Origin of the sequence: Actinacidiphila epipremni (assembly GCF_012034175.1) — a bacterium.
GTDB classification, from domain to species: Bacteria; Actinomycetota; Actinomycetes; order Streptomycetales; family Streptomycetaceae; genus Actinacidiphila; species Actinacidiphila epipremni.
The window spans coordinates 201,946-218,456 of record NZ_JAATEJ010000011.1 but is presented as its reverse complement, the minus strand read 5'-3'; the positions used below and the strand labels follow the sequence as shown (position 1 = coordinate 218,456).

The window sequence follows — 16,511 nt, the reverse complement described above, 5'->3', positions numbered from 1 at the left end:
GGCTGCGCTGCTCCACCGGGTCGCCCAGGATCCACACCCCCGAGCGTCCCTCCACCCGCGTCGTCTCCAGGCCGAAGTCCGCCGCCGTGAGGATCAGCGCCTCCTCCACGCAGCGGACGTGCGCCACGACGTCCACCGGGCGGGGCAGCTTCAGGATCGGGTAGCCGACGAGCTGGCCCGGGCCGTGCCAGGTGATCTTGCCGCCGCGGTCGACGTCCACGACCGGCGTGCCGTCCAGCGGGCGCTCGCTGTCGGCGGTGCGCCGCCCCGCGGTGTAGACCGGCGGGTGCTCCAGCAGCAGGCAGGTGTCCGGGATCTCGTCGGCGAAGCGCGCGGCGTGCACGACGCGCTGCCGCTGCCACGCCTCCTCGTACTCCACGGCGTCGGCTCCGAAACCCAGGTGAACGAACTGCAGCTCACGCACGACGGCGACTCCTCTGCGGTGGCGGTGCGGTGGCCGCGTACGTGGCGTACGGGCCTCGTCAACTGTACGGCGGCGCGCGGGCGCGGCCGGGTCCGGGGCGACGGCCATAGCACGCCGGCTTGCGCCGGTGCGGGCGGCTTGCCCGGCAATGCGGAGTGTTGTCGCTCAATCGGACGAATATGCGGCTCTTGTGGCAAGAGGGGCAGCGGTGACCGTTACATTCACGCCGATCCGATCACCCCGCAGAGGAAGTGGGCCGCACCGCCGATGACCGACCGTGTCACGCAGCGAACCCCCGACGGACCCTCAACCGGCCCGGCGCACCCCGCCACCCCGGGCCCACGCCCGCCCGCGACCCCCGACCCCGCGCCCGCCCCACCCGGCGGCACACCCGGGGCCCCCTCCGACTCCGGTACGCCCGCCGGTACGGCCTCCGGTACGTCCGCCGGTACGTCGCCGGGTCCGGCCTCCGTCACGGCCACGGGTACGGCCTCCGGTACGCCCGCCGGCGGCGGCCGGGCCGGCGGGCGTACGCAGCGCCGCAACACCCGGCTCGCCGAGCTCATCGCCGAGGCCGGCTTCTCGCACGCCGGCCTCGCCCGCCGGGTCGACCGGCTCGGCCAGGAGCACGGCCTCGACCTGCGCTACGACAAGACCTCCGTGACACGCTGGCTGCGCGGCCAGCAGCCGCGCGGCACCACGCCCGCGCTCATCGCCGAGGTCTTCACGCAGCGGCTCGGCCGCCGGCTGTCCGCGCAGGACCTCGGCCTCGACGCGTGCGCGCCGGTGTACGCGGGCCTCGAATACGCCGCCGGCGCGGCGGAGGCGGTCGACATCGTGAGCGGCCTGTGGCGCAAGGACACCGGCAACCAGGCGGAGCTGCGCAAGATCGCCTTCAGCCCGGCCGGGCTGGTCGTCCCGAGCCGGGACTGGCTCATCGGCGCGGTGGACGAGCCGCTGCACCGCGTGGGGGCCACCACCGCGCCTGCGGCGACCCCGGGCGCCGGCCTCCCGGGTACGGGCCAGGGCGGCGGCCTGCGCGCCCCGGGCGCCGGCAACAGCCCGGGCACTGCCGCCCCCGGCCATGGCGCGGCCCTCGGGCGCGCCCCTGGCGCCGGCCACGCGGCACCCGGCGGGCCTGCGCCCGGGGCGCGGGTCCCCGCGCAGAGCCGCGGGGGCCGGCGCGGCGGGGCGCAGGACTTACGCGGTGCCGTGCCGCCCGCTGCCCCCGGCCGGGTCGGCGCCGGCGACATCGCCGCCCTGCGCGCGGTCGGCGACCTCTTCCGTACCCTCGACCACGCCTACGGCGGCGGCCACGCCCGCCAGGCCCTGGTGCGCTACCTGGAGCACGAGGCCGAGCCGATGCTGCGCGGCAGCTACGGCGAGACCCAGGGGCGCCGGCTCTTCGCGGCCGTCGCCGACCTCACCCGGCTCGCCGGCTGGACCTCGTACGACATAGGCGCGCACGGCCTGGCCCAGCGCTACTTCGTGCAGGCGCTGCGCCTGACGCAGGCGGCAGGCGACCGGGTCTACGGCGGCTACGTGCTGGTCACGATGAGCCGCCAGGCGGTGCACCTCGGGCACGGGCGGGAGGCGGTGCAGCTCGCCCGGGTCGCGCAGCAGGGCGTCGGCACGGCGGCGCCGCCCGCCGTACGGGCGCTGCTGCACGCGGCGGAGGCCCGCGGCCACGGCGTGCTCGGCGAGACCCGGGCGTGCACGGCGGCGCTGGCCCGCGCGGAGCGGGCCTTCGGCGCCGCCCGGCCCGGCGACGAGGTGCCCTCGTGGGCCCGGTTCTTCGACGAGGCGCAGCTCGCCGACGAGTTCGGGCACTGCCACCGCGACCTCGGCCAGCACCGGGCGGCCGTCGCGCAGGCCGAGCGCTCGCTGCAGCTGCGGGCGGCCGGCTACGCCCGCAGCCGGCTCTTCTGCCGTACGGTGCTGGCCTGCGCGCGGCTCGCCCTCGGTGAGCTGGACACCGCGTGCGCGCTGGGCGCGGAGGTCGTACGGCAGGCGGCGGACATGCGGTCGGTGCGTGCGGCGGAGTACGCCCGCGACTTCGCCCGCCGGCTCGACCCGTACCGCGACACGGCCGCGGCGCGCGCCTTCTTCACCCGGGCGGTGGCGCTGGGCTTCGCGCTGTGAGGCCGCCCAGGTGAGGCCGCGGCAGTGGAGGCCGCCGCGGTGAAGCCCGCCGGGCCCTGACGGGAGGTGTGCGTGCCCCCCGGCTTGCCCTTTCGTGCCGAGGTGCGCCCCCGGGGCGGATTCCGCCGCATTCGGCCGTGACGGACGGTATGTTCATCGTCACGGCTCGGGAGTCCGCCCGGGGCGCGGGAGCGGCACGGCCGGGGGGCCGGCCGGGGCGGGTCGGGGGTGCGGATGGCTGCTGCCGCCGTGGCCGGCGGGACGGACTGGGCGGAACGCATCCGCACCGGGCTCGTCGAACCGGTCGAGCGAGCGTTCCTGGGGCAGCGCGAGGTCGTGGAGCAGGCGGCGCTGTGCCTGCTCGCGGGCGGCCACCTGCTCGTCGAGGGGCCGCCGGGCACCGGCAAGACGACGCTGGCACGGGCCCTCGCCGCATGCGTACGCCCCGCCGCGGGCGCGCGGGCGTGGGGAAGGGTGCAGTTCACGCCCGACCTGCTGCCTGCCGATATCACCGGCTACGAACTCCCCTTGCTCACGGGCGAGTTGGGCGAATTCCGGCGGGGGCCGCTGTTCGCGCACGTCGTCGTCGCGGACGAGATCAACCGGGCCTCGCCACGTACGCAGTCCGCGCTGCTGGAGGCGATGGAAGAGGGCCGGGTGACGGTGGCGAACCGCAGCCATGCGCTGCCCGAGCCCTTCTTCGTCGTCGCGACGCAGAATCCGGTGGACCTGCACGGGACGTATCTGCTGCCCGAGGCGGAGATGGACCGCTTCCTGATCAGGACCGCGGTCGGCTTCCCGGCGCGCGAGGCGGAACTCTCCATCGCCGCGGGGCGGGTCGTCGACCCCGCGGACCTCGGTACGGCGCCGCTGACCGCCGCGGACATCCTGGCCGCCCGCGCTGCTGTCGCGTCCGTGGCGGTGACGGACACGCTCGTCGGGTACGCCCTCGACATCGCCGCGGCGACCCGCACTTCCTCCGCCTTCACGCACGGCGTGAGCGTCCGCGCCACTCGCGCGCTCGTCCGCGCGGCCCGCACCCGCGCCTTCCTCGCCGCCCGCCCCTACGCCGACCCGACCGACATCCAGGAGCTGGCGGTGCCCGTCCTCTCCCACCGCCTCCACCCCGCCGCCGCCCTCGAAGCCGGCCCCGCCCTCCGCGCCCTCCTGGCCGAGGTCCCGGCCCCGGAAAACGCGGCATGCGCACGGTGAGCCGCCGCTCGGGCCTGGAGGGCGGGCCACCTTCCGGTGGCGGTGGGCGGCTGGTCGCGGCGCTCTCTCCCTGGGCTTCGCCCGGGAGGTGCCCCCGCGTGTCCCGGAAAGCGACGTCCGGCGCCGATGTGCCGGAGAGGTGGTGACTGCTCCGTGAGGCTGTGGTCGTGGCGCGGCAGGTCGGGGTGGGGGCTCAGCGGAGGGGGGCGGTGGGTGTGCGGGGCCGGGGTCGTGGGCATCGTGCTGGGCGCAGGGGGTGGGGTGCACGCGTTGTACGGGGTGGGCGGGGCGGCCCTCGGCGCGGGCGTCGGGGCCCTGGCCCTCGCGCGGTTCGGGCGGCGGCCCGGCGTCGGGCGGGTCGGGTGCGGGGCGGACCGCGTCGCGCGGGGGGAGCGGGTTCGGCTCACGTACGAGGCCGCCGGCAGCGGCGGTGGCACGCCCCGCGTGAGGCTGGGGTTGCGGGAGGCCGGGGGGAGCCGGCGGCTGGAGGTCGGCGGGCGGGGGTGGCGGGCCGTCAGCCCTCCGCTGCCGCGCGGGGAGTGGCAGGTCGGGGAGGCCGTCGCGGAGTACGAGGACGTGCTCGGGCTCGCGGTGCGCAGGGTCGTGACCTCGCCGGCGGGCGGCACGGTGAGGGTGCGGCCCCGGCCGCCCGCGGGGGGCGTGCCCTGGGTCGGGCGGCTGCTCGGCCGGGAGGAAGCCGCCGGGTTCGAGATCCACGCCCTGCGGGGATATCTCCCCGGCGACGACCCCCGGCTCGTCGACTGGCGCAGCTCCCTGCGCACCGGCGCCCTCCAGGTGCGCGAGCGGCGGGACGGCGGCGCCGCGCCGGCCGTGGTGCTGCTCGACACCGCAGCGGAGGACGGCCCGGCGTTCGAGACGGCCGTGGACTGCGCGGCCGGCGTCGCGCTGAGCGTGCTGGACCTGGGGCGCCCGGTGGTCCTCGCGGGTGTCACCGCCGGACCCCGGCGTATCGAGCCGGGCCCCGGCGCGGCCGGCGTGGTCCTGGACCTGCTCACCCGGGTCCGCCCGCGGCCCGGCGCACCGGCCGCGCCCCCACCCGCCGGAGCCCTCACCGCCGGGTCCCGCAGCGCCGGAGCCCTCACCGTCGTGGCCACCACCCGCGACCCCGCCCGCTGGCGCCCGGCCCTGAGCGCCCCGCACGGCGCCGCCGTCTGCGTCCACGCCGTCCCGCCCGGCGCCCCGGCCCGCACCCCGCCGCAGGTCCCGGGCCTCCGCGTGCTGAGGGTGGCCGCCCCCGAGGACCTGGCGGGGGAGTGGTGAGGCAGCTCACCGACGCCCTGATGGCCGCGGTCGCCGCCGCGGGCCTCGCCGGTGTGCTGCTCACCGCCCGCCGGGCCGCCGGGCCGCTCCCCCGGGGCAGGGCCGCGCTCGCCCTCGCGGCCGTCGTCGGGCTCGCGGTCGCCGGCGCGCTCGTACGCGTACCCCGCCTCCTGCCGGAGCGGCACGCCGTGACGTCGAGCACGGCGGAGCCGGCCGAGGCCGACCCCCTCGCCCGGCTCCCGGAACTCGCCCGCACCCCCGACGCGCCGGTCCTGCGCGCCCGCACCCGCGGAGAGCCCCCGCGCACCTGGCCGCTGCTCGCGTACGGCAGCTACGACCCGGCCACCGGCTGGCACACCGGCACCGCCCTCACCCCGCTGCCGGCCACCGGCGACGGCGTACGCGTCGAGGTCACCCTCGCGCACCCGGCCCGCCTGCTGCCGCACCCTCCCGGCGTGACCGCCGGGCGCCCCGGCGGCCTGCGCCACGACGCCCGCGCCGAGGCCCTGCACAGCGCCACCCCCGCCGGCACGTACACCCTCCTCGCCGCGCCCCCACCGCGCGGCGGGCGCCCGCTCACCACCCCGCCCGGCACCGCATGCGCGGGGCCCGAACTCGGCGAACTCCTCACCCGGGTCGACAGGCAGGCCCCGCTCGCCGACCAACTCGCCGAGCTGGAGCAGGTGCTGGCCGCCGCGGGCAGTACGGACCCGGCGACCCGCCCGGTCGACGACGGCTGCCCGGCCGTCGCCCGTACCCTCGGCGAGGGCCACGGCACGAGCGACCAGTACGCCACCGCCTTCGCGCTCGCCGCCCGCATGCTCGGCGCCTCAAGCCGCGTGGTGGCCGGCTTCGCGCCGACCCGCCGACCGGCGGCGGACGGTACGGTCGAGGTCGTCGCCGGGGACGCGGTCGCCTGGCCGCAGATCGCATACGAGGGCGGCGGGTGGGTCGACTACTGGCCGCTGCCCGGCCGTACGGCACCCGGCGGCGCAGCTTCCGCCGGCGCCGGCCGCACCGCACCGCCCTCCGCCGCCACCCGCCCCCCGACCCCGCCGCACGCACCCGGCCGCCCGGTGTGGCCGCCGGCCCTCGCGGCGACGGCGGCCCTCGTCCTGCTGGCCGCCGCGACCGCCCTGACCGTACGGATCCGGCGCCGGCGAGCGGCCGAGCGCAAGGCGGCGGCCTGGTGGGACGGCCTCGGCCCGCGCGACCGTGTCCTCGCCCTGTGGCAACGCGCCCTGCGCGACAGCCCGTTGACGCCGACCCCGGCGACCCCGGCGACCGGCGCCCGTACGGTGGCGGCCTGCGCCGAATCCGCGCCACTGCGCGCCCTCGCCGCCCTCGTCGACCGCGCCCTCTACGCCCCGGACGGCGCCCCGGGCGCGGCGGAGGTCACCCGGGCCGCCGGTCTCGCGGCGGCCGTCCGCACCGAGGCCGGCTCCGGCGCCCGGCGTCCCAGGACGCCCGCCGCCGACCTGGTGGAGCTGCACGCCGCCTCCCGCGGCGGCCGGCACACCTGACGCCCGCCGGTGCGCCCTCAGCAGGCCCCCGCCTGCATGTTCACCGTCACCTCGTCGAGCTGCACACTGCCCGGCGGGACGGTGATCGGCACCCCGGGGGCCCAGGACGCCGCCTGGCGGGCGCCGCTGTCGGAGAGCCAGTAGGTCAGGATCTGCGCGGGGCCGTAGTCGGAGCAGTGGGAGCCGATCTGGATGTCCTTCGTCCAGGTCGTCGCGCTGACCTTCCGGGCGTGGCCGGGATCGACGGGGCTCGCCGCGTACATCGGCTTGTCCGCGAGCGGCATGCCCTTGCCGTCGGACAGGACGCGGATGACCACCCACAGCTGGCCCTCGCCCTTCTCCTCCGGATACGTGGCCGCCCGCAGCACGATCTGCGGGTACATCGAGGCGAGCGTGTCGCCGGTGCAGGGGAAGACGAAGCCCGCGCTGAAGCCGTGCGCCTTCTTCAGAGGGACGCACGGGGTGTCGCCGCGGGTCGGCGTCGGCGACGGGGAGTCGGTGGCCGTGGTCGTGGGGGCCGGGGGAGTCGTCGGCGCGGTGGTGACGATCGGCGTCGTGGGGCCCGGCGGCTTCGCGTCGGCGTCACCCCCGCCTCCGCCGCCGCGGGCGACGAACGCGCCGGCCAGGCCGATGAGCGCGACGAGCAGGGCGCTGCCCGCGCTGATCAGCGCGATCTGCAGCTTCGTCCGGCGCGGCTCGTCGGCGTCCGGGTCCGGGGCGCCGCCGCCGGACGTACCGTCACCGGCCGTACTGCCGCCGGCCGGCCCGGCGCCGGGCCCGTCCGCGGCGGATGGCGTGGTGGCGCCCGACCCGGTGGCGGCCGGCGGGGTGGCGGGCTCCTCGGGCGTCGGCTCGGGGTTCTCGGGCATGCGGGGCCGTCCTTTCGGCTGCGGGGTTGCCAGAGGTGCGCGCGGCTCAGCGCGCGGTCGGTGCCGCGGCGGCGGGCGTGCGCGGCGGCTCCGTCGAGGGCGACGGGCTGGGGCTCGTCGGGCGAGGCGTCGGGCTCGGGCTCGGGCTCGGCGAGGGGGAAGGCGACGGCGACGGCGACGTCGGGTCCGGCGAGGGCGTGCCGGACTGCGACGGTGCGGGCGTCGGGCTCGGGGAGGGCGTACCGGACGGCGGGGGAGCCGGCTCGGTCGGCCCCGGGCCCGGCCCCGGCTCGTCGTCCGCCGGGCACGTGCCGTGCCGGTTCACCGTCACCCGGTCCATCAGCTCACTGCCCGCCGGCATGCGCTCGACGACATGCTTCTGCTGCCAGGTCTCGGATTCCCGCACGCCCGCCGGGGTCAGGAAGTAAAGGCTGAGCGTCGTGCGCCCGGTGTCCTCGATACAGGGCGTGCCGACCTGGAGATCACGCGCCCATGTGTGGTCCTGGGGGAATTTGTCGGTGGCCGGCGAGATGCCTCCCTGGATCATCCCGAACACCGGCTGCCCTTTGATCGTCCCGCCCTTGTCGGTCAGCACCTTCTGCACGATGGTGAAACCGCCGACGTCCGGCGGCGGATAAGCCGAGACGTGAATACGGACGACGGGATAGGTGACCGTGGGCGAGCCCTCGCACGGGAAAACGAAGGAGAGCTGATAGCCGCGCACCGAATGCGGCGCACCGCACCCCGCCGCCCCCGGCGGCCCCTTCCCGCCCCCGGAACCCGGGCCGTCCGCACCACCCGTACCGCCCCCCGCCGAGCCCCCGGACCCGCCGCCCGAAGCCCCGCCGGAACCGCCGGAACCGCCGGAACCACCCGAACCCCCGGAACCCCCCACCGCCTGCCCGCTCGTGACCGGCGGTCCCGACGGCGGCGACGACACCACCACCGGCGGTGTCGTCCGCGGGCCAACTTCCGGCAAAGTCGGCGAAGGCACCGCACCCGGAGCCGTGTCCGACGGCCTGACCAGCCGCAGGCTTTCCGCGTCCACCGCGCCCCCCGGCGCGAACACGGTGACTTCCAGCGCGAGCCCCGCCCCCACGCACACCAGCGTGCACGCGGCGACGGCTAATCGCGAGTCGCGCAATCTCCCCATGCTCTTTCCCCCCGGGAGACCCCGAGACGGACCGGGCGGGCCCGCCGTTGCCGAAAGTGTAACGGCGGACCCGCTCCGTCACAGGGTTTCCGGAATTCCCCCGCCCTTAACCGCGCCGGAATTCCCGGACCGCCGTGGCAGCGGATACGCAGGATACGCATCCGCATTCCTGCGCCCCCCGGAGCCCCTGGGACCCCGCCGCGGAGGCGTCACGCCGCGGCCGGCCGGGCGGAGGGCGACGACGGCTCCACGTCCCGCAGCAGCGTCGTCGCGGCTCGCCGCGCCGAGTGCAGGGCGCCCTGCAGCGTGCTGCTGGCGCGGTGCGAGCCGCAGACGTACAGGCCGTGCAGCAGCCGCACCGGGCGGCGCAGGTCGTGCGGCGCGGGCATCGCGGCGACGGCCTCGGGGTCGGTGTGCATGGCCAGCAGCTCCCAGCGGTCGGTGGACCTCCCGTACAGCTCGGCCAGATGCTCGCGCACCGTCTTGTCGGAGTCGCCGTCCGGCGGCGGGCCGAGCACCACCGAGGTGATGAGCGGGCGCCCGGACGGGGCGCGGGTCGGGTCGACGGCGGTGGTGGGCAGGGAGTGCGAGACGGGGCCCAGCCGGTCGGCGTCCAGCACCAGCACGGGCTCGCGCAGCGGCGCGGCCGGCGCGGTGTGGTGGAAGACGGTCACCTGGTGGAAGGCCGGCACCCGCAAGCCGGGCAGCAGTTCGGCGGCGGCCCGCGCGCCGGTCGCCACCAGCACCGCCCGGCAGGGCAGTTCGGTGCCGTCGGCGAGCCGCACCGCGTTGACCGCGGCCCTGACCGCGGGCGTGCCCAGCCGTACCGTCCCCGGCGGCAGCGCGGCGGCCAGCCGCTCCGGTACGCCGGCGGCGCCCCCGGCGGGCAGGCAGGTGCGCCCGCGGGCGTAACCGCGCAGCACCAGGTCGCCCACCCGGCTGGACGTCTGGAGCTCCGGGTCGAGCAGCAGCGCGGCCAGCAGCGGGCGCAGGAAGCCCTCGACGGTGCGGGGCGCGAAGCCGCGGCGGCTCAGGGCCCGGGCGGCGGTGGTCTCGGGGCGGGCGGCGAGCCGGGCGTCGGGCGTGGCGGCGAGCCGGCCGAGCGTCGCGGCCAGCCGCGCCCGGTCCAGCGTGGAGCCGAGGCCGGCCCGGACGCCGCGCGGGTCGCCGACGCGGTAGCCGCGCCCGCCGGCCCGGACCAGCGCGCCCGGCGCGAGCGGGGCCAGCGGCAGGCCGGGCAGGCCGGGGGTGCGGTGCAGTTCGGGGTAGGTGGTGTTGAGCAGTTGGGGCCTGCGGTCCAGCCGGAAGCCCTCGACGGTGTCGGTGGCCATCCGGCCGCCGACCCGCTCGGCCGCCTCCAGCACGGTGACGGTCAGGCCCGCGTCCAGCAGGTGGTGCGCTGCGGCGAGGCCCGCGGGGCCCGCTCCGATCACGATGACGTCCACAAGTGCAGTGGTCCTACGGCGTGCTGACAGCACGATGTCCCTCCCGAGGTCGGGCCGACTCCCCGCTCGTGGGCGCTCCGGGCAATCCACGCGATGCGCGCGGCGCGAAACGCTGGTAAGGGTCATGCCCCCATCAAAGATCCTTGATGCGGGCAGGACGGGTCCGATCCGGCCTTGTCCGGTACGTCAACCGGCCTTTTCCGTCAGCGGATACGCCACTTCCGTCAGCGGAGGCACCTCGTCCGCGTGCCGGGGCGCCTCAACCGGTCCGCAGCGCCGCGCGGATCGCCGCGTCGATCTCCGGGTACGTGTACGTGAAGCCGGACTCCAGCAGCCGGGCCGGCCGCACCCGCTGGCTGCCCAGCACGTCCCCGGCGAACTCGCCGAGCGCGGCCCGCAGGACCGGCGCCGGGACCGCCGCGAGGGTCGGGCGGCGCAGGACCCGGCCCATCGCCGCCGTGACCTCGCGGTTCGTCAGCGGCTCGGGCGCGGTGAGGTTGACCGGGCCGGACAGGGCGGGCGTGTCGAGGATGTGCCGCAGCGCCGCGATCTCGTCGCGCATCGCGATGAAGCTCCAGAACTGCCGCCCGCTGCCGAGCCGTCCGCCCAGGCCCGCCCGGAAGAGCGGGAAGAGCCGGCCCCACGCGCCGCCGCCGCTCGCCACGACCAGGCCGGTGCGGGCGAAGGCGGTGCGGATGCCGGCCGCGGCGGCCGGGTGCGCGGCCTGCTCCCAGTCCCGGACCAGCTCGGCGAGGAAACCGGTACCGGCCGGGCTGTCCTCGTCCACCCACCGGTCGCCGGTCTCGCCGTAGTAGCCGATCGCCGAGCCGCACAGCAGCACCCGCGGCGGCTCGTCCATCGCGGTGAGCGCCGCGGTGAGGGTGCGGGTGCCCAGCACCCGGCTGTCGTAGAGCACCTTCTTGCGCGCCGCCGTCCACCGCCGGTCGCCGACGCCGGCGCCGGCCAGGTGCACCACGGCCGCGCAGCCGGCCAGCGCCCGCGGGTCCAGGGCGCGGCGGACGGGGTCCCACCGGACCTCGCCGGGCCCCGCGGGCGCCCGCCGGACCAGCCGCAGCACCTCGTGCCCGTCGCGGGCCAGGTCCGCGGTGAGCGCCGAGCCGATGAGGCCGGACGCCCCGGTGACGGCGATACGCATACGGCCCCGGCCCCCCTCAGGCGAACCGCGCCCACAGGCGCGGGAAGCGGGCGGACATCGCGGCCTCGTCGTCAAAGTCCAGCGCCTCGCCCTCGGGCTGCTCGCGCGAGGGCAGGCCCAGGTCCGGCAGCCGGACCGCGGTGAGCTGCTCGTACGCCTCGTCGGCGGCGTAACCGACGTCCTCGGCGTCGCCGTCCGACTCCGGGTCGAAGTCCGGGACCAGCTCGGCGAGGTCGTCGGGGGAGTGCAGGGCGCCCTCGAAGACATGCCGGCCCTGCGCGATGAGCCAGCAGCGGAAGTAGTCGAAGGACTCCTCGTCCGCGCCGCCCAGCATGATGTCGGCGGCGCCCCACAGGTCCCATGTGAAGGCGCGCAGGAAGCGGGTCTCGAAGTGCCGCGCGAAGTCCAGGACCGCGTCGGGGTCGAGCTGGGCGAGACGGTCCACCAGCAGGTCGGCGTGGTCCTCCGGATCGCCGTCCGCCGCTTCGCGGGTGCTGTCGACGATCTCCCAGAACTGCGTCTCGTCCATCACCCGTCCAGCTTCCCGGTTGCAGCCGCCGGGTGCACGCGCTGTCCCCCGGATGGGCCCGTGTCGTTACGCACATTCGCCGTGGGGAGTGTACGGGGGGCGGTGCGGGACGGTGTCGGGCGGTGCGGGTCGGCGTCAGCGGCGGCGCAGGCGCAGCCGGTAGCGGACCGAGCGGCGCAGCGGGCGGAAGCCGAGCGCGGTGTTGACGGCGAGCATGTGGCGGTTGTCGTCGGGCACCGCGGTGTGCAGCTCGGTCACGCCCGGGCCGGCCGCGGCGAGCCGGCGCAGCAGCTCCGCCTTCATCCACAGGCCGAGCCCGTTGCCGCGGTGGGCCGGGACGACGGCGGTGCCGTACTGGAGCGCGGGCCCGGTGCCGTCGCCGGGGAGCAGCACGGTGGTGTGGCCGGCCAGGCCGCCCGCGTCCTCGGCGGCGTCCGGTCCGTCGTGCAGGGCGGCCACCGTCAGCAGCCGGTCGCCGCGGCCCGCGGCCAGGCGCACGGCGTCGGGGACGTGGTCGGGGTCCCAGCGGGTCTCGCCGGGTGCGAGGCCGGTGTCCGGCGGGAGGGCGGGCAGGGTGCGCAGGGCGGCGGCGAATCCGCCGGCGAGCGCGGCGGGCGGGGCGCCCTCCCAGGCGGTGAGCCGGTAGCCGGGGTGCGGGACGCCGGGGAGCTTGCCGACCGGGTCCGGGATCTCCGCCAGCGGCAGCCGCTGCCACGTCCGGCGCAGGACGGGCAGGAAGTCGCGGGTGGCCAGGAAGCCCTCGCCGGAGGTGCCGCACACCACCTCGCCGACGACCCCGCCGCACCCGGCGGCGAGCGCGGCCTCCGTGACCGTCGAGAGCAGCCGCGAGCCCGTGCCGAGCCGGCGGTGCGCGGGGTGGACGGTGAGCCGTATCTCCGCGACGGCACCCTGCCCGCCGGTACGCGCCCCGGTGGCCGTGGGGCCCGGGCCCGGGCCCGGGCCCGGGCCCGTGTCCGGGGTGCCCGAAGCCGCAGCGGAGGCCGAAGCCGCTGCGGACCCCGTAGCCGTGCCCTGCGCCGGCAGCCGCAGCGACGCCGTCGCCACCGGCTCGTCCGCCGTGCCCCGCAGCAGCCACAGCACGTGACGGTGACGGTCGGTCGCGGCCAGCCGGGCCTGCACGGCGGCCTGCGACGGCAGCGGCTCGCCCGGCCGGTCGTGCGCGAACGCGGCGCACTGCACGCGGTACCAGGCGCGGAAGTCCTCCGCCGTGGGAGCCGTCAGCGGGCTGGGGTTGGCAGGCATCCGGGGCAAGCTAGCCGGTACGTGTAGCCGCCCGCAATCCCTTTCGGGCCAACCGCGCTGGCTAATTCGTGCGCGTGGCAAGGCCGTTGGGAGCAGCTCCCGGGAGCGCGGGGGAAGCCCCGCGGGCCGCCGCCCGCACCGCACGCCGCCGCCCCGCCGGTTACGCGCGGTAACCGACGGGGCGGCGGCAAGGACGTACCCGAGCGCGTACCCCGGCACGTACCGAAGCACGTACCGGAGCCCGCACCCGCGCACCTACAAAAGCACCGTGCCGAAACACGTGCCGCAGAGCCCCGCGCGCCCTCAGAGCCCGTAGCGCTCCGCCGCCTCCTTGACCTTGCCCGGCGCGATCTCGCCCCGCCGGGCGAGCGCGGCGAGCGCCTGGACGGTGAGCGACTGCGGGTCCACGCCGAAGTGCCGGCGCGCGGCGTCGCGGGTGTCGGACAGGCCGAAGCCGTCCGTGCCGACCGACGTCCAGTCCTGCTCGACCCACTGCGCGATCTGGTCGGGCACCGCCCGCATCCAGTCGCTGACGGCCACCACCGGGCCCGGCGCGCCCTCCAGCGCCCGGGTCACGTACGGCGTGCGCTCCTCGCCGCGCAGCCGCGCCGCGTCGCACTCCAGCGCGTCGCGCCGCAGCTCGGTCCAGGACGGCGCGGACCACACGTCGGCGGCCACGCCCCAGTCCTCGGCCAGCAGCCGCTGCGCGTCCAGCGCCCAGTGGATCGCGGTGCCGGACGCCAGCAGCTGGGCTCGCGGCGCACCCGGCGCCGCGGCCTCGGCGGCCTTGTAGCGGTAGAGGCCCTTGAGGATGCCCTCCTCGACACCCGGGGGCATCGCGGGCTGCACCTTCGGCTCGTTGTAGACCGTCAGGTAGTAGAAGACGTCCTCGGCGTCCGGCCCGTACATCCGGCGCAGGCCCTCGCGCACGATCACCGCGACCTCGAAGGCGAACGCCGGGTCGTACGAGACCGCCGCCGGGTTGGTCGAGGCCAGCAGGTGCGAGTGGCCGTCGGCGTGCTGCAGGCCCTCGCCGGTCATCGTGGTGCGGCCGGCGGTCGCGCCGACCACGAAGCCGCGGCCCAGCTGGTCGGCGAGCGCCCAGAACTGGTCGGCGGTGCGCTGGAACCCGAACATCGAGTAGAAGATGTAGAACGGGATCATCGGCTCGCCGTGCGTGGCGTACGACGTGGCCGCCGCGGTGAAGTCGGCGAGCGAACCGGCCTCGGTGATCCCCTCGTTGAGGATCTGGCCGTTCTTCGCCTCCTTGTAGTACAGCAGCTGGTCGCGGTCGACCGGGTCGTACGTCTGGCCCTTGGGCGAGTACAGCCCCGCGGTCGGGAACAGCGACTCCATGCCGAAGGTGCGCGCCTCGTCGGGGACGATCGGCACCCAGCGGCGGCCGGTCTCCTTGTCCCGCATGAGGTCCTTGACCAGCCGGACGAACGCCATGGTCGTGGCGATCTCCTGGCCGCCCGAGCCGCCCTCCAGCGCCTTGTACGCCTTGTCGCCCGCGGCCGGCAGCGGCAGCGGGGCGGCCGTCACCCGGCGGGCGGGCGCCGGGCCGCCGAGCGCGGCGCGCCGCTCGTGCAGGTAGCGGATCTCGGGGGAGTCCTCGCCCGGGTGCCAGTACGGGACGACGTCCCCGGCCAGCGCGCTGTCCGGGATGGGCAGCTCCAGCAGGTCGCGCATGGTGCGGAACTGCGCGAGGGTGAGCTTCTTCATCTGGTGGTTGGCGTTGCGCGACTCGAAGCCGGTGCCCAGGGTGTGGCCCTTGACCGTCTGGGCCAGGATCACCGTCGGGGCGCCCTTGTGCTCCACGGCCGCGCGGTAGGCCGCGTAGACCTTGCGCGGCTCGTGGCCGGCGCGCGAGCTCTGGAACAGCTCCAGCAGCTTGGCGTCGGCGAGCCGGCCGCCGATCGCCCGCAGCCCCGGGTCGGCGCCGAAGAAGTGCTCGCGGATGTAGGCCGCGTCGCGCGTGGCGTACGTCTGGAACTGCGCGTCGGGGACCTCGCGCAGCCGGCGCAGCAGCGCGCCGTCCACGTCCCTGGCGAGCACCTCGTCCCAGGCCGCGCCCCACAGCGCCTTGACCACGTACCAGCCGGCGGCGCGGAACTGCGCCTCCAGCTCCTGCACGATCTTGAAGTTGGGGCGGACCGGGCCGTCGAGGCGCTGGAGGTTGCAGTTGATGACGAAGGTCAGGTTGTCCAGGCCCTCGCGGCCGGCGAGCGCCAGGGCCGCGGTCGACTCGGGCTCGTCCATCTCGCCGTCGCCGAGGAAGGCCCACACGTGCGAGTCGGAGGTGTCCTTGATGCCGCGGTGCTCCAGGTAGCGGTTGAAGCGCGCCTGGTAGATCGCCGACAGCGGGCCGAGGCCCATGGAGACGGTGGGGAACTCCCACAGCCACGGCAGCCGCCGCGGGTGCGGGTAGGAGGGCAGGCCGTCGCCGCCGGCCTCCTGCCGGAAGCGGTCCAGCTGCGCCTCGGATATCCGGCCGTCGAGGAACGCGCGGGCGTAGATGCCGGGTGAGGCGTGGCCCTGGATGTAGAGCTGGTCGCCGCTGCCCGGGCCCTCCTTGCCGCGGAAGAAGTGCTCGAAGCCGGTCTCGTACAGCCAGGCCGCCGAGGCGAAGGTGGCGATGTGGCCGCCCAGGCCCAGCCGGCTGCCGCGGGTCACCATGGCCGCGGCGTTCCAGCGCGTCCACGCGGTGATGCGGTTCTCCAGCGCCTCGTCGCCCGGGAAGGCGGGCTCGGCGGCGGTGGGGATGGTGTTGACGTAGTCCGTCTCCAGCAGCGCGGGCAGCGAGCCGGCGGCGCCGGCGCTCTCCAGGGTGCGCCGCATCAGGTACGCGGCCCGGTGCGGTCCGGCCGCGGCGGTGACCGCGTCCAGCGACGCGAGCCATTCCGCGGTCTCTTCCGGGTCCCGGTCCGGGATCTGATCGAGCTGACCTGGCCGGGTTCGGCCTACGGCGTCAGGCATGGGTGCCGCCTTCCGGACGGAGGGGGGTGATGAGGAGCGATGGTTTTTCGTCGGCAGACAGGGCTCGCCCTCTGCTGCGACGATACCTCCGCGATCGATGATCGATCAATGCTGGTCGCAGGCTGAATTCGAAGTCGGCACGCGGTGCCAACCTTCAAGGCACGCGGTGCCGCTCCGGCTTCGCCTTCGATTCGCACGGAGCGTGCGCCGGTGGCACGCGGTGGCGGAGCGCCCGCCTCCGCCGCGCCCCGGTGCGGCGGAGGCGGCCGGGGGCGGTGCCGGGACGCATGCGCGCGCTGTCCGGATATCGCCGCAGCACCCCCGCCGCCCCCCGCCGCCTCCCCGCTGGCCCACCTGCCCCTTCGTGCCCGGGGCGGTACCCAATCGCGATAGTTGCCCCGTGCTTTGTGCGTCCGGATATCGCGTTGTTCAAAGCGGAATTACTTTGCTCGGGTAGTCTTGGGTGCGGCTTGACACTCAGTGCAGCAAGGGGGCATGCTCAAACTGCTTCTGCACGTCCGGATTCTTTCGATCG

12 protein-coding genes are annotated in these 16,511 nt (G+C 76.6%); 4 read left to right on the top strand and 8 right to left on the bottom strand.

Going from position 1 to position 16,511, the window contains the following annotated elements; genetic code table 11:
* The coding region (lipB, locus tag HCN08_RS16435; RefSeq protein ID WP_167983826.1) for a lipoyl(octanoyl) transferase LipB at positions 1-424 on the bottom strand (424 nt) is incomplete at its 3' end.
* A 267-nt stretch (positions 425-691) separates the two neighbouring features.
* Between lipB and HCN08_RS16430 the strand changes: the two genes are divergently transcribed.
* The 4 genes from HCN08_RS16430 (at position 692) to HCN08_RS16415 (ending at position 6,582) form a co-directional block, all read left to right on the top strand.
* Positions 692-2,566: a regulator gene (locus HCN08_RS16430; RefSeq protein WP_240970126.1), complete on the top strand. Its 1,875-nt coding sequence runs from the start codon at positions 692-694 to the stop codon at positions 2,564-2,566.
* A gap of 234 nt (positions 2,567-2,800) precedes the next feature.
* Positions 2,801-3,778 (top strand): AAA family ATPase, encoded by a 978-nt coding sequence (locus HCN08_RS16425; protein ID WP_167983825.1) that lies wholly within the window; start codon positions 2,801-2,803, stop codon positions 3,776-3,778.
* 444 nt (positions 3,779-4,222) lie between these two features.
* On the top strand, positions 4,223-5,059 hold the full coding sequence (locus HCN08_RS16420) for a DUF58 domain-containing protein (protein ID WP_167983824.1): 837 nt from the start codon (positions 4,223-4,225) through the stop codon (positions 5,057-5,059).
* On the top strand, positions 5,056-6,582 hold the full coding sequence (locus tag HCN08_RS16415; protein WP_167983823.1) for a transglutaminase domain-containing protein: 1,527 nt from the start codon (positions 5,056-5,058) through the stop codon (positions 6,580-6,582). The genes HCN08_RS16420 and HCN08_RS16415 overlap by 4 nt, the downstream gene beginning before the upstream one ends.
* 17 nt (positions 6,583-6,599) lie before the next feature.
* Here the strand turns inward: HCN08_RS16415 and HCN08_RS16410 are convergent, their stop codons facing one another.
* From HCN08_RS16410 to aceE, 7 genes are all read right to left on the bottom strand, one after another.
* Positions 6,600-7,451: a hypothetical protein gene (locus HCN08_RS16410; RefSeq protein ID WP_167983822.1), complete on the bottom strand. Its 852-nt coding sequence runs from the start codon at positions 7,449-7,451 to the stop codon at positions 6,600-6,602.
* Between the two features lie 46 nt (positions 7,452-7,497).
* Positions 7,498-8,175: a hypothetical protein gene (locus HCN08_RS16405; protein WP_167983660.1), complete on the bottom strand. Its 678-nt coding sequence runs from the start codon at positions 8,173-8,175 to the stop codon at positions 7,498-7,500.
* Positions 8,176-8,813: 638 nt separating this feature from the next.
* A complete protein-coding gene (locus HCN08_RS16400) occupies positions 8,814-10,082 on the bottom strand; it encodes an NAD(P)/FAD-dependent oxidoreductase (RefSeq protein WP_407648795.1) in 1,269 nt (422 codons plus the stop codon).
* A 226-nt stretch (positions 10,083-10,308) separates the two neighbouring features.
* A complete protein-coding gene (locus HCN08_RS16395; protein WP_167983820.1) occupies positions 10,309-11,205 on the bottom strand; it encodes a TIGR01777 family oxidoreductase in 897 nt (298 codons plus the stop codon).
* A 16-nt stretch (positions 11,206-11,221) separates the two neighbouring features.
* Positions 11,222-11,734, bottom strand: a complete 513-nt coding sequence (locus tag HCN08_RS16390; RefSeq protein ID WP_167983819.1) for a DUF4240 domain-containing protein — start codon at positions 11,732-11,734, stop codon at positions 11,222-11,224.
* Positions 11,735-11,869: 135 nt separating this feature from the next.
* Positions 11,870-12,997, bottom strand: coding sequence for a GNAT family N-acetyltransferase (locus HCN08_RS16385; protein WP_167983818.1), 1,128 nt, complete (start codon positions 12,995-12,997; stop codon positions 11,870-11,872).
* Between the two features lie 303 nt (positions 12,998-13,300).
* Complete coding sequence (gene aceE / locus HCN08_RS16380; RefSeq protein ID WP_167983817.1) at positions 13,301-15,976, bottom strand: pyruvate dehydrogenase (acetyl-transferring), homodimeric type; 2,676 nt, start codon at positions 15,974-15,976, stop codon at positions 13,301-13,303.
* Between the last annotated feature and the right edge of the window lie 535 nt (positions 15,977-16,511).